At 72.1% G+C, this 12,432-nt stretch carries 14 protein-coding genes; 2 read left to right on the forward strand and 12 right to left on the reverse strand.

The features are described 5' to 3' along the window. Positions 1 to 56: 56 nt before the first annotated feature. Positions 57 to 275: a hypothetical protein gene (locus O3W51_RS22905; RefSeq protein ID WP_164297049.1), complete on the reverse strand. Its 219-nt coding sequence runs from the start codon at positions 273 to 275 to the stop codon at positions 57 to 59. Between the two features lie 176 nt (positions 276 to 451). Beyond that, positions 452 to 850 carry a hypothetical protein gene (locus O3W51_RS22910; RefSeq protein ID WP_138354861.1) on the reverse strand — a complete coding sequence of 133 codons (399 nt, stop codon included), beginning with the start codon at positions 848 to 850 and terminating at the stop codon, positions 452 to 454. Positions 851 to 905: 55 nt separating this feature from the next. Between O3W51_RS22910 and O3W51_RS22915 the strand changes: the two genes are divergently transcribed. Then, entirely contained in the window at positions 906 to 1,154 is a 249-nt protein-coding gene (locus O3W51_RS22915) for a hypothetical protein (RefSeq protein WP_187144811.1), read from the forward strand. Here O3W51_RS22915 and O3W51_RS22920 read toward each other — a convergent pair. From O3W51_RS22920 to O3W51_RS22935, 4 genes are all read right to left on the reverse strand, one after another. Then, positions 1,136 to 1,618, reverse strand: coding sequence for an NUDIX hydrolase (locus tag O3W51_RS22920; RefSeq protein ID WP_203674525.1), 483 nt, complete (start codon positions 1,616 to 1,618; stop codon positions 1,136 to 1,138). The genes O3W51_RS22915 and O3W51_RS22920 overlap by 19 nt on opposite strands. 100 nt (positions 1,619 to 1,718) lie before the next feature. Then, positions 1,719 to 3,056, reverse strand: coding sequence for a transcriptional regulator (locus tag O3W51_RS22925; protein ID WP_269287251.1), 1,338 nt, complete (start codon positions 3,054 to 3,056; stop codon positions 1,719 to 1,721). A 386-nt stretch (positions 3,057 to 3,442) separates the two neighbouring features. Next, entirely contained in the window at positions 3,443 to 3,637 is a 195-nt protein-coding gene (locus O3W51_RS22930; RefSeq protein ID WP_138354857.1) for a YegP family protein, read from the reverse strand. A gap of 112 nt (positions 3,638 to 3,749) precedes the next feature. Then, on the reverse strand, positions 3,750 to 4,970 hold the full coding sequence (locus O3W51_RS22935) for a PP2C family protein-serine/threonine phosphatase (protein WP_232485982.1): 1,221 nt from the start codon (positions 4,968 to 4,970) through the stop codon (positions 3,750 to 3,752). A 294-nt stretch (positions 4,971 to 5,264) separates the two neighbouring features. On the opposite strand from O3W51_RS22935, the gene O3W51_RS22940 reads away from it, so the two are divergent. Next, positions 5,265 to 5,627 (forward strand): YybH family protein, encoded by a 363-nt coding sequence (locus O3W51_RS22940; RefSeq protein WP_138354856.1) that lies wholly within the window; start codon positions 5,265 to 5,267, stop codon positions 5,625 to 5,627. Between the two features lie 102 nt (positions 5,628 to 5,729). On the opposite strand, the gene pheT is transcribed toward O3W51_RS22940, so the two are convergent. The 6 genes from pheT to rpmI form a co-directional block, all read right to left on the reverse strand. Continuing rightward, complete coding sequence (pheT, locus tag O3W51_RS22945; RefSeq protein ID WP_269287254.1) at positions 5,730 to 8,255, reverse strand: phenylalanine--tRNA ligase subunit beta; 2,526 nt, start codon at positions 8,253 to 8,255, stop codon at positions 5,730 to 5,732. After that, positions 8,255 to 9,391 (reverse strand): phenylalanine--tRNA ligase subunit alpha, encoded by a 1,137-nt coding sequence (gene pheS, locus O3W51_RS22950; RefSeq protein ID WP_138354854.1) that lies wholly within the window; start codon positions 9,389 to 9,391, stop codon positions 8,255 to 8,257. Before pheS ends, pheT begins: the two co-directional genes overlap by 1 nt. A gap of 123 nt (positions 9,392 to 9,514) precedes the next feature. After that, positions 9,515 to 10,645, reverse strand: a complete 1,131-nt coding sequence (locus O3W51_RS22955) for a sensor histidine kinase (RefSeq protein WP_187144812.1) — start codon at positions 10,643 to 10,645, stop codon at positions 9,515 to 9,517. Positions 10,646 to 10,686: 41 nt separating this feature from the next. Continuing rightward, on the reverse strand, positions 10,687 to 11,550 hold the full coding sequence (locus tag O3W51_RS22960) for a TrmH family RNA methyltransferase (RefSeq protein WP_164297062.1): 864 nt from the start codon (positions 11,548 to 11,550) through the stop codon (positions 10,687 to 10,689). A 149-nt stretch (positions 11,551 to 11,699) separates the two neighbouring features. Continuing rightward, complete coding sequence (gene rplT, locus O3W51_RS22965; RefSeq protein WP_138354852.1) at positions 11,700 to 12,083, reverse strand: 50S ribosomal protein L20; 384 nt, start codon at positions 12,081 to 12,083, stop codon at positions 11,700 to 11,702. A gap of 111 nt (positions 12,084 to 12,194) precedes the next feature. Next, positions 12,195 to 12,389, reverse strand: coding sequence for a 50S ribosomal protein L35 (gene rpmI, locus O3W51_RS22970; RefSeq protein WP_138354851.1), 195 nt, complete (start codon positions 12,387 to 12,389; stop codon positions 12,195 to 12,197). Positions 12,390 to 12,432 lie beyond the last annotated feature (43 nt).

A 12,432-nucleotide genomic window follows, 5' to 3' on the forward strand; every position in this document is an offset into this window, starting at 1 on the left:
GGCGGCCGGGGCGGCGCGCTGCCCGCGCCGCCCCGGCCCGCGGCCCGGCCGCCCGGTCAGTGCTCGGGCGACCGGATGGACACGATCTCGCCCTTCCAGAGCTGGAACCAGTGCCCTGCCGCGAGGAGCTCCTCGGAGGCGCTGTTGAGGGCCGCGACTCCGTCACGGGTGTGATGGCGGTCGGAGAGATAGACCTCGACCCGGCCGCGGCGTTCGCGGACGACCGCGCCGACATCGGGTTCGAGAGGGGCCAGGAGATAGACGATCCGGATCACGGTATTCCCCATCGATGGCACGCGCGGCCGGCCGAATCCAGGCACCGGATGCGCGTCACAGGGCAACGTACCGCCGGGTCCGCACCCCGACAACAGCTGTACCGGCCAACAACCGCAAGGGAATCCGACCCCGCGAGCGAGCCTCCGCGACCGCCCCGCAGCGCACCTTCCGGCGGCTACCGCTCCTCGGCCCGCGCCCGCTCCCACGCCTCGACCGTGGCGCGCAGCCGTCGGCGCTCCGCGGGCGGCATGGCCTCCGCGTAGGTGACGATGACGCGCATGTCGTCGTCGTAGCCCTGCACCTCGTCCGAGACCCAGCCGAGGAACTGCTCGGCGGCGGCCCGCTGCACGAGGGCGGCCGGCCGGCGCAGCGCGGCGGCGATGGCGCGCAGCTGGACGGGGCCGGGAGCGGTGGCGACCTGGCCGCGGGCGAGCTTGTGCAGATACGGCTTGGAGACGGTGGCCCCGGTCACCGGGTCGATGGCCCGGTCGGCGAGGTCCTGGTACGAGTCCCCGGCCGTCTGCGCCTCCTGGACCAACCGGGACAGCTGATCGTGGCGTTCACTGCCCACCATGCCCACCGTCCCAATTCGTAGACGAAACGTCTCTCAAGTGCTTCACTATTTTTACATGAGACCGGACCATCCCCATAGAGCACTCTCCCCCGTGATCCTCAGCCTCCCTCTCAGCACGCTCACCATCGTCGTCGGTGGACGCCGCGCGCTGGTGCCCGCGGTCGCCGTCGCCGCCCTCTCCCTCCTGCTGCTGATCGGCGCCGCCGCACCCGCCGTGTGGTCCCGCAGACCCGCACGGCGGGCGGCCGCACTCCACGTCCTGAACAGCCTGCTCGGCCGCGAACATCACCCCAGGCGCAGATGATGCAGCATCAGCAGCGCGGCGGCCATGTTCGACGCGGGGACCTCACCCCGCGCGACCATGTCCGGCACGGTCTTGAGCGGCACCCACTCCCGCCGGTCCGACTCGAAGTCGTCCTCCGGATGACCGACGTACTCCGCCTCCTCCGACCAGTAGACGAAGTGGCGTGCGTCGGTCAGGCCGTTGGAGGGTTCGACGGTCAGCAGGTGCTGCAGCCGCCCCGGTCGCCAGCCGGTCTCCTCCAGCATCTCCCTGGCCGCCGCCGTCTCGATGTCCTCGCCGTCCTCGACGACCCCGGCCGCGAGCTCCCAACCCCAGCTGTCGGTGATGAACCGGTGCCGCCACAGCAGCAGCACCTCGTTCGCCTCGTTGACGGCGGTGGCCAGCGCGACCGGCCGCAGCCTGATCAGGTAGTGGTTGAGATGACGCCCGTCGGGGAGTTCGACATCTGCGAGATTGACGCGCATCCAGCGGTTTCTGTACACAGTTCGCTCACTAAGGTTCTTCCATTGCACGATTCCGCCACCTTCCTTTCGGATGGTGACAACATCGCAGCTCGCGTGAGCGTCACAACGGAACGCGGAGCAGCTCGTCGATGAGCCCTGCGGCCTGGACCGCCAGCACGCTGTCGTAGGCGGCCAGATGGCCGCGGACCGCCGCGAACCGGTCGCGCAGACGCTGCGATTCCATACCCCGCCCCTGCTCCACCATCCGGACCGCCAGCGTCGCGGCGTGATCGGCCTCGCCCCGGCGCAGCTCCACATGGGTCAGCACGGCCAGCCGGTGCACCCGTCCCCGGGCGTGCGACGGGGAACTCACCGCCTGGACGGCGTGTTCGAGGGCGGGCCGCAGCTCACCGAGGCTCAGGAACGCCTCCGCCAACTGCACGTCCACCAGCCCCGGTTGGACGTAGGCGGTCTCCGCGGGCTCGTCCTCGGTCCTGATCCGCTGCTCCGCGGTCTCGGCGAGCCGGCCGCAGCGGTGGGCGCTGGGCCGGTCGCCGAGCCGCCCGTACGCCTTGGCCTGCATCGCGTACAGATCCGCCGCCAGCGCGGGAGTGGCGTTGTGGCCCGCCGTGCGCAGCGCCGCCTCCGCGAACGCCACCGCCTGCCGGTAGTCCCGCAGATGGAGCGACTGGTAGACCAGCATGCCCACCACGCAGGCGCCCAGCCCCCGGTCCCCGGACGCCTTGGCCAGCCGCAGTGACTGGTGGAAGTAGCGCTGCGCGAGCCCGTGCGCGTCGGTGTCGTAGGCGCAGATCCCGGCGATCCCGACGAGCGCCCCGACCGCGCGGTGCAGCTGCCGGCCGAGGGGATCGGAGTAGCGGCCGCGCAGCAGCGGCGCGGCCTGGGCGTTGAGGAACCCGACGACGCGGTCCCGGGTCGCCACGCCGCCCGCTCCCCGGTACAGCTCCTCGTAGTGCGCGCGGGCGGCGTGCAGCATGGCCACGTCCGCGCCGGCCACCCGCTGCACCCCGGTCCGGGAGACGTCCATGTCCTCGGGCGGGTTCTCCCACTCCCACAGCGGCATGACCGCCTTGGGCCCGGTCAGTACGGGCGCGGTGCGCACATGGGGTCGCTGCTGTTCGTCGGCACGCCATAACGCCGTGGCGCGTTCCACGAAACCCGTCAGCGGGGTACCCGCCGTCTGGGCCACGGCTCCCCGGTCCATCCCGATGTCGGCGAGGGTCAGCGGGCGTTGCACCAGGCCGCCGAGCACCTCGCGGATCAGATCGGGCACCTCGCCGCGGGGCCGCTGGCCCTTGATCCAGCGGGTCACCGCGGTGCGGTCGTAGCGGAGCGGCATTCCCCGGGCCCGGCCGAGTGCGTTGATCCGGGCGGCCAGCCCCGCATGGGAGGCACCCGCCTCGTCGAGGACGGCGTCGAACAGCGTGTTGGGTTCCATCCGGTCCCCCTGGTTTCGCCCACTGCGCGCAGCGTAGTACCAGCCCGTTCACACGGGGTGTGAGCGGAGCACCCGCATATGCCGGTCGCACACGCTCCCCCGGGAGTTGGCGGCGGGATTGACTGTGCCCCGGGTCGCCGACTCCCCCTCGTGCATTGGCGGCGGCCCACCCCGCACCGCCCGCCCTGCGTTGCCAGGCACACCGCGGCAGGACGGGTGGTGCGGTCCGCGACGATCTCTGGGAGGCCGACCGTGACCGGTACATGCTTCCGCTGCGCGGCGAGCGGCGCCGGGACGACACGGGTCGGCACGCTGCGCCCGCGTGAGGGCGGCGACTATCCCGTCTGGGCCTGTGCCGAGTGCCTGCCCGCCGCGCCGGACCCCGACTACTGCTTCTTCGTGCCGGCGACTTCCTGCACCGCGGCGTCACCGGCGTTCCGCTTGACGGAGTCCACCCCGTTCATCGCGCCGGACGTGGACTCGTACGCCTCACCCACCGCGATGATCTCGCCGTTGCCCGCCTTGAGACGGAACCTCCACTTGTCGGCCTTGTCCTGGTAGACCTCGAACTCACCGGCCACTGCGAACACCTCGTTCCGTTGCGTCCCTGGCGTCCTTGCGAAGACGAGAGATATCCGCAAAGTACGACTTACCGGGACCACCCGCCACCGTAGCCCGCGGCCCTGGAGCGGCTCAGCGGCGCGGCGTTCCCGACAGTGCGGCGGAACGGTTCCGCAGCGGGACGCGGGCCACATCGCGGAGCAGGACGAGCAGGGCCATGTCGTCGGCCGGCCGGCCGCCGGTGTGCCGCAGGGCCGCGGCGCTCAGCGCGCGGGCGAAGGGCGCGGCGGCCAGTGCGCCGCCGATCCGCGCGGTGGCGGCCGCGGCCGCCACGGCTTCGGGGAGCGGGAAGAACGTCCCGGACGCGTTGCGGGCGTCCTGCAGCCCGTCGGTGTAGAGCACCAGGGCCTGGCCGGGCAGCAGCACGCCGCGATGGGCCGGCGCCGCCCGGTCGCCGTCGTCCAACAGGCCCAGCGGGGGCAGCGGTTCCCCCACCGCGAGCGGCCGCGGGCGCTCGCCGGTCGCGTACGGCCCGGTCACAAAGGGCTGCGGATGACCGCAGTTGACCGTCTCCAGCTTCCCGTCGTCGCCCAACTGCACCAACAGCAGGGTGACGAACTCCTCGGCGACCGGGTTCTGCGACTCGGTGTCCGCCACCGCCGGGTGCTCCGCGCACGAACGCTGCCGCAGATGGCGGTGGAGCGAGCGGTCCAGCCGGGACAGCACCCCGGTCAGCTCGGGCTCGTCGTGCGCGGCCTCCCGGAAGCTGCCGAGCAGCGCGGCGACCGAGTCGATCGCGGCCAGCCCATGGCCCCGGACATCACCGAGCACCGCGCGCAGCCCGTACGGCGTGGCCAGCACCTCGTACAGGTCGCCGCCGACCCGCGCGCCCAGGCTCGCGGAGAGGTACTCGCCCGCCACCGCATAGCCGTTCACCCGCGGCGGCAGCGGCCGCAGCAGCACCCGCTGGGCGGCGACGGCGATCTCCCGGGTGCGCTCCAGCTCCGCCGCCAGCACCGCCCGGCGGCCGGCCATCCAGAAACACAGCGCCACCACGGCGAGCACCGCCACCCCGGTGCCGAGCCGCTCCTGCACCTCACGGACGCCCTGGCCCACCAGCCCCGCCACCAGCGCCACGAGCGCGATGACACCGCTGACCAGTACACACTGCCGCTGACCGCTGCCCACGCACGCGATGGCGGGCGCCACGGCGAGCGCCGGCAGCGGGCTCACCCCGTCGGGCGCCACCACCGCGACCACCAGCACCAGCGCGATCCAGACACCGGGCAGCACGTACATCAGCACGGCCGGGGTGCCGTACGGCACCCCGAGAACTGCTCTGATACGGATCATCCCGCCGGCTCCCCCTCGCAGCCGTTTGGCGCGGTCGGCGACGGAACCGCCCCCACAGGGATCGGGCCCCCGCGTCGCGACCGATTCTGTCGATCCGTGCACCTCCCACGACACCCAGCCCTGCAGAATCACCCGATCGAGCGAAGAAACCTCCGCACGAGGACAAGCGCTTACCCATAACCGATACTTCTGCCGCTCATACGATCCATCTCTTCGACTTCTGCTCGATGGCGTCGCACCATGGGAGAGGAGAAACCAATCGACCAGTGACCCACGCGAAGAGAGCGAGCGACCATGACCACCACACGCGAAGCCGCCGCACAACCGGAGGACCTGGCCCGGCTGTTCGTGGAGCGGGCGAACGCGGGCGACGCCGAGGGAGTCGCCGCGCTCTACGAGCCGGACGCCGTGCTGGGGTTCCCGCTCGGCAGCGAGACCGTCGGCCGGGAGGCGATCCGCGGCGTCATCGAGCAACTGCTGCGGCAGGCACCGCGCTTCACGCTGGAGGAGTCGCTGCCCACCCTGGTCAACGGCGATCTGGCGCTGACCGCCACCCGGTCCGCCGACGGGACCGGCGGCCGCGCCCAGGTGGCGCGCCGCCAGCCGGACGGCAGCTGGCTGCGCATCCTGGACCGGCCCGAATCCCGTGAGCGATAACCGTACGACCGTGCCCCCCGCCGGGCCCGGACCGACGAATGGGGCGCACCCGGAGATCCGGGTGCGCCCCATCGGCGTTCGGTCAGGCCCGAAGGGCCACTGTCACGCGCCGCGCAGCACCGCGCCGGTGGCCGCGGTGGCCGCGGCGACGGCGGCGTCGCGGGCGGTGGTCGTCTCCTCGGCCGTCAGCGTGCGGTCGGCGGCCCGGAAGCGCAGGGCGTAGGCCAGGGACTTCTTGCCCTCGCCGACCTGCTCGCCGGTGTAGATGTCGAACAGCCGCAGCGATTCCAGCAGTTCACCGGCACCGGTGCGCAGTGCGGCCTCCACCTCGGCGGCCGGTACGGACGCGTCGGTGATCAGGGCGACATCCTGGGTGGCCACCGGGAAGGTGGACACCCGGGGTGCCGGCACCGGGCCGGAGGACGCCCGCTCCACGCGGTCCAGGTCGAGCTCCATCGCGGAGGTCTGGTCCGGCAGGTGCAGCGCCTTGACGACCCGCGGGTGCAGTTCACCGGCATGGCCGACGAGGAGCTCCTCACCGTCCACGACGGCGAGCAGCGCCGCGCAGCGGCCCGGGTGGAACGGGGCGTGCTGGTCCTGGCGGACGATCAGCTCGACCCCGGCCTCGCGGGCGACGGTGCGGCCGGCCTCGATGGCGTCCGCCCAGCTCGCGGCGGTGCCCTTGCCCCACCAGCCGGCCTGCTCGCGCGCGCCGGACAGGGCGACGGCGACCCGGCGCGGCTGCTCGGGCAGCGCGGCGTTCAGGGCCGCGATCTCCTCGTCGGTGGGCCGGCGGTCGACCGGCAGCCGCGGCGGCGCCGGCTCGGCGCCGGTGGGCCGGAAGACCAGACCGGTCTCGAACAGGGCCAGGTCGTGCGAGCCCCGTCCGATGTTGCGGCGCAGCGTGGCCAGCAGCCCCGGCAGCAGCGTCGTGCGCATCGCCGGTTCCTCGTCGGAGAGCGGGTTGACGAGCTTGACGGTGCGGCGGCGCGGGTCGTCCGCCTCCAGGCCGAGCTGGTCGAAGGCGGCCTCGCCGAGGAACGGCGTGTTCTGCACCTCGACGTAGCCGGCTCCGGCCAGCGCCCGGCCGGTCCGGCGGCGCAGCTGCTGCGATCCGGTCAGACCGCGGCCGGACGGCAGCTTGGGCAGCGTCGACGGCAGGTTCTCGTACCCCTCGAGCCGGATGACCTCTTCCGCGAGGTCGTTCGGGTCGGTGAGGTCCGGGCGCCAGCTGGGCACGGTGACGACGAGCTCGTCGGAGCCGTAGACGTCACAGCCGACCTGCTGCAGCCGGCGCACCACGGTCTCGCGGCCGTACTCGGTGCCCGCGACGCGGTCCGGGTGGTCGGCCGGGATGGAGATGGTGCGCGGCGCGGACGGGGAGATGATCTCCGTGACGCCGGCCTCCGCGGTGCCGCCCGCGAGCAGCACCAGCAGGTCGGCGGTGCGCTGTGCGGCGGCCGAGGTGGTCTGCGGGTCGGTGCCGCGCTCGAAGCGCTTGGACGCCTCGGAGGACAGCTTGTGCCGGCGGGCGGTGCGGGAGATGGCGACCGGCTCGAAGTGCGCGGCCTCGATGACGACGTCGGTGGTGCCGCGCACCTCGCCCGTCGTCTCGTCGCGGACCGCGTCCGCGATCTCGGTGTTGGCCCCGCCCATGACACCGGCCAGGCCGATCACACCGCTGTTGTCGGTGATCACCAGGTCCTCGGCGTCCAGCACCCGCTGGGCGCCGTCGAGCGTGGTGAGCTTCTCGCCGGGCTGTGCGCGGCGGACGCCGATCGGTCCGTCGACCCGGGTCCTGTCGTAGGCGTGCAGCGGCTGGCCGAGCTCGAGCATCACGTAGTTGGTGACGTCCACGGCCAGGCTGATCGGCCGCATGCCGGCTTTCTGCAGCCTGCGCTGCAGCCAGATCGGGGAGCGGGCCTCGGGGTCCAGGCCGACCACGGTGCGGGCGGTGAAGCGGTCGCAGCCGAACGGGTCGCCGACCTGGACCGGGTAGCCGAACGCGTTCGGCGGCGGCACGTCGAGGAGCGCGGGGTCGCTGAGCGAGATCCCGTAGGCGATGGCGGTCTCGCGGGCGACACCGCGCATCGACAGGCAGTAGCCCCGGTCCGGGGTGACGGCGATGTCGAGCACCTCGTCGACGAGCTCCAGCAGCGCGATCGCGTCGGTGCCGGCCTCGTGCTCCGGCGGGAGCACGATGATGCCGTCGTGGTCGTCGCCCATGCCCAGCTCGGCGGCCGAGCAGATCATGCCGTGCGAGGTCCTGCCGTACGTCTTGCGTGCGGCGATCTTGAAGTCGCCGGGCAGCGTCGCGCCGGGCAGTACGACGACGACCTTGTCGCCGACGGCGAAGTTCCGGGCGCCGCAGACGATCTCCTGCGGCTCACCGGTGCCGTTGGCGGTGCCGACGTCGACCGTGCAGAAGCGGATCGGCTTCTTGAAGCCCTCCAGCTCCTCGATGGTGAGGACCTTGCCGACCACCAGCGGGCCGGTGAGGCCGGCGCCGAGCTGCTCGACGGTCTCGACCTCGAGGCCGGAGGAAATGAGCTTGGCCTGGACGTCACGGCCGGTTTCGCCGGCGGGCAGGTCGACGTACTCCCGCAGCCAAGAAAGCGGGATCCGCATCAGATCTCCATCCCGAACGGAAGGGTGAAACGCACGTCACCCTCGATGATGTCTCGCATGTCCGCGATGTTGTGACGGAACATCAGCAACCGCTCGATGCCGAAACCGAACGCGAAACCGCTGTACTTCCGGGGGTCGACGCCGCACGCGGTGAGCACCCGCGGGTTGACCATGCCGCAGCCGCCCAGCTCGATCCAGCCCTCGGAGGAGCAGGTCCGGCAGGGGCGGTCCGGGTTGACGGCCGACTCGCCGCGGCACGCGAAGCACTGCATGTCCATCTCGGCGGACGGCTCGGTGAACGGGAAGTACGCGGGCCGCAGCCGGGTGGTGAGGTCACTGCCGAACAGCGCACGGACCATGTGGTCCAGCGTGCCCTTGAGGTCGGCCATGGTCAGGCCCTCGTCGATGGCGAGCAGCTCGACCTGGGCGAAGACCGGGGTGTGCGTGGCGTCCAGCTCGTCGGTCCGGTAGACCCGGCCGGGGCAGATCACGTAGACCGGCGGCTCGCGGTCGATCATCGAACGGATCTGCACCGGGGAGGTGTGCGTGCGCAGCACCACACCCGACTCCGCGGAGTCCCCGTCGGAGCCGCCGGCCAGCGGCTGGACGAAGAAGGTGTCCTGCATCTCGCGGGCCGGGTGGTCCGGCGGGAAGTTCAGGGCGTCGAAGTTGAACCACTCGGCCTCGATCTCGGGGCCTTCGGCGACCTCGTAGCCCATGGCCACGAAGATGTCCTCGATGCGGTCCGAGAGCGTGGTGAGCGGGTGCCGGGCACCGGCCGGGACCCGGTCGTAGGGCAGCGTGACGTCCACTGCCTCCTCGACCAGCACCCGGGCGTCGCGCTCGGCCTCCAGCTCGGCCTGGCGGGCGGCCAGCGCCTTGTTCACCCCGCCGCGGGCCTGGCCGACGCGCTTGCCGGCCTCCGCCTTCGCGTGCGGCGGCAGCGCGCCGATCTCACGGTTCGCGAGGGCGAGCGGCGACCGGTCACCGGTGTGTGCCACCTTGACCTCGCGCAGCTCGTCGAGGCCGGCGGCCGCGGCGATGGCGGCGAGCGCCTCGTCCCGCATGCGCTCGATCTCTTCGGGTTTCAGTGCCTCGACCTCGACAGGGTCGTACGACTTGTTCGGTGCCGACATCTCTTCCCGTTCCGAATTGGGTGCTGTGAGCGGCCTGCCCGACCGGACACATGCCAAGGGTCGAGTCTACTGGGGCCGCGCTGATTGGCCGGTCACGCCCATCGGACCGAGCAGGGCCATGGCTCAGGCCATGAACGCCGGCGCCCCGACGGGCAGAATAAACCGGAACTGGGCGCCGCCGCCGGGAGCCCGGCCGACCGCGATCGTCCCGCCGTGCGCCTCGACGATGCCCTTGACGATGTACAGGCCCAGGCCGGTGCCGCCGCGCTTGCTCCCCCGCCAGAAGCGGGTGAAGACGCGGCTCATCGACTCCTCGGGGATGCCGGGGCCCTCGTCGCTCACCGTCAGTGCCGTACCTTCCGCGCGGTCCTTGTCGGGGGCGCCCAGAACGGCGGGTGCCACCTCGATGGTGACCTGTCCCTCGCCGTGCCGCACCGCATTTTCCAGCAGGTTGCCGAGGATCTGGTCGATCTTGTCGGGATCGGCCCACAGGGCGGGCAGCGGCTGGGTGACGTCGACCCGGAAGCGCTCCCTGGACTGCCCGGCGGCCACATGCGAGTCCACATGCCGCTGGACCATCGCGGCGATGTCGACCGGCTGGCGGCGCACCTCCAGGCGGCCGGAGTCGATCCGGGAGATGTCGAGCAGCTCGGCGATCAGCCGGGTGACGCGGTTGGCGTCCTGGTCGACGGTCTCCAGCATCAGTTTCTTCTGGTCGTCGGTGAACCGCTCCCACTTGGCCAGCAGCGTCGCGGTGAAGCCCTTGACCGAGGTGAGGGGCGAGCGCAGCTCGTGCGCGACGGTGGCGATCAGCTCCGCGTGACTGCGCTCGGTACGGCGCCGCGCCTCGGTGCCGCGCAGGGCGACGACGAGCCGGCGGACCGGACCGGTCGGGTGGGTGCGCACATAGCGCGCGGAGACCAGCACCTCACGGCCGCCGGGCAGCAGCAGATTCCGTTCCGGCTGGCCCACCCTGATCGCGAGCCCCTGGTACGGGTCGGTCAGCGACCACCAGCGGCGGCCTTCGAGGTCCTCCAGCGGCAGCGCCCGCTCGATCGGCGCGCCCAGCACATCGGCCGGGTGCAGCGCGGTGATCCGGGCGGCGGCGGAGTTGAAGCAGATGACCCGGCCGTCCTCGTCCGCGACGACGAGTCCGTCGGGAAGGTCGTCCGGTGTGAGTCCGTACTCGCCCAGGCCCGCCGCCCAGCCGGCGAGCATGGCAGGCGTGGTGCTCTCGGTAGCCGCGACGTCCATCTCCGCACCCCCCTTCTCAGGGCCCCCGGGCCGCAACCCTACTAGCTGGATGTGACGGAGCGGCACCCTCCGGGCGCACGCTGCGCCCGGGCGGAGGCATAGAGGCACACCGCGGCGGCCGTCGCGAGGTTGAGACTTTCGGCCTTGCCGTGGATCGGGACGCGCACCACCTCGTCCGCGAGTGCGCGGGTCTCCTCCGGCAGTCCCCAGGCCTCGTTGCCGAAGATCCAGCCGGTGGGGCCGCCCATGGTGCCCTCGTCGAGTTCGGCGTCCAGGTCCCGTACACCGGCGCCGTCGGCGGCGACCAGCCGCACTCCGGCCGCGCGCAGACCGGCGACGGCCTTCTCGACGGGCACTCCGACGGCGACGGGCAGATGGAAGAGACTGCCGACCGAGGCACGCACGCACTTGGGGTTGTACAGGTCGACGGAGGCGTCGGTGAGGATCACCGCGTCGGCCCCGGCCGCGTCCGCGCAGCGCAGCACGGTCCCGGCGTTGCCGGGGTCCCGGACGTGCGCGAGGACCGCGACGAGCTTCGGGGCGGACGCCAGGATCTCCTCGAACGGGGAGTCCAGGAAGCGGCAGATGCCGACGATGCCCTGCGGGGTGACGGTGTCGGAGATCTCGGCGACGACCTCGTCGGCCGCGGTGAGCACCGGGGCGCCGATCGCGCGGGCGGCCGCGACGATGTCGGCATGCCGCTCGGCGGCCTCGAGGGTCGCGTACAGCTCGATGAGCGTCCGCCCGGCGGCGCCGCCGGGGTGGCTGATGGCCTCCCTGACCGCCTGCGGGCCCTCGGCGATGAACCGTCGCTCCTTGCCGCGGAAGCTGCGCTTGGCCAGGCGGTGGGCCGCGGTGACACGCGGGGATCGCAAGGAGGTCAGCTCGGGCTCGGGGCTCGCCATGGGGAGTGCTCGCTTCTGGGGTGGATCCGGGAGGTGACGTAGTCCCTGGGCGCCGGGACAGCACACGGACCCGCAGGCTCAGCCTGCGGGTCCGGGGACTGCGTGGGGGTCACTCGGGGCGACCCCGGCAGCACCCCGTCGCGTCGTTCTCAGGCGGCCTTGGGCGCGTTGACGTCCGTGGGCAGCGCCTTCTTGGCGACCTCGACCAGCGCGGCGAAGGCGTTGGGGTCGTTGACGGCCAGCTCGGCGAGGATCTTGCGGTCCACCTCGATGTTGGCGGCGTTCAGACCCTGGATGAGGCGGTTGTACGTCATGTCGTTCTGGCGGGCAGCGGCGTTGATGCGCTGGATCCACAGACGACGGAAGTCGCCCTTGCGCTTCTTGCGGTCGTTGAAGTTGTAGACCAGGGAGTGGGTGACCTGCTCCTTGGCCTTGCGGTACAGGCGCGAACGCTGACCGCGGTAACCCTTCGCCGCTTCGAGGATTGCCCTGCGCTTCTTGTGGGCGTTTACAGCCCTCTTGACGCGTGCCACTTGATAACTCCTTGTAGGGGACCGCGGGGGGACTCACGCGGCCCGAAAGCGATGGGATCCCGGTTGGACGTCGCGCCCCTCGTTGTCCTCACGGACGATGGGGCGCGGCCGTCACAGGCCGAGAAGCTTCTTGATCTTCTTGGTGTCGGCCTTGGCGAGCTGGACCGTGCCGGCGAGGCGGCGCGTCTTGCTCGACGGCTTGTGCTCGAGCAGGTGACGACGGCCGGCGCGCTCACGCATGATCTTGCCGCTGCCGGTGACCTTGAAGCGCTTGCTGGCACCGCTGTGCGTCTTGTTCTTCGGCATGTCGCCGTAGTCTCCTCGTCGCTGGCCCTCCCGTCCGCAACAG

The organism is Streptomyces sp. H39-C1 (genome assembly GCF_027158125.1).
Classification (GTDB): domain Bacteria; phylum Actinomycetota; class Actinomycetes; order Streptomycetales; family Streptomycetaceae; genus Actinacidiphila; species Actinacidiphila fildesensis.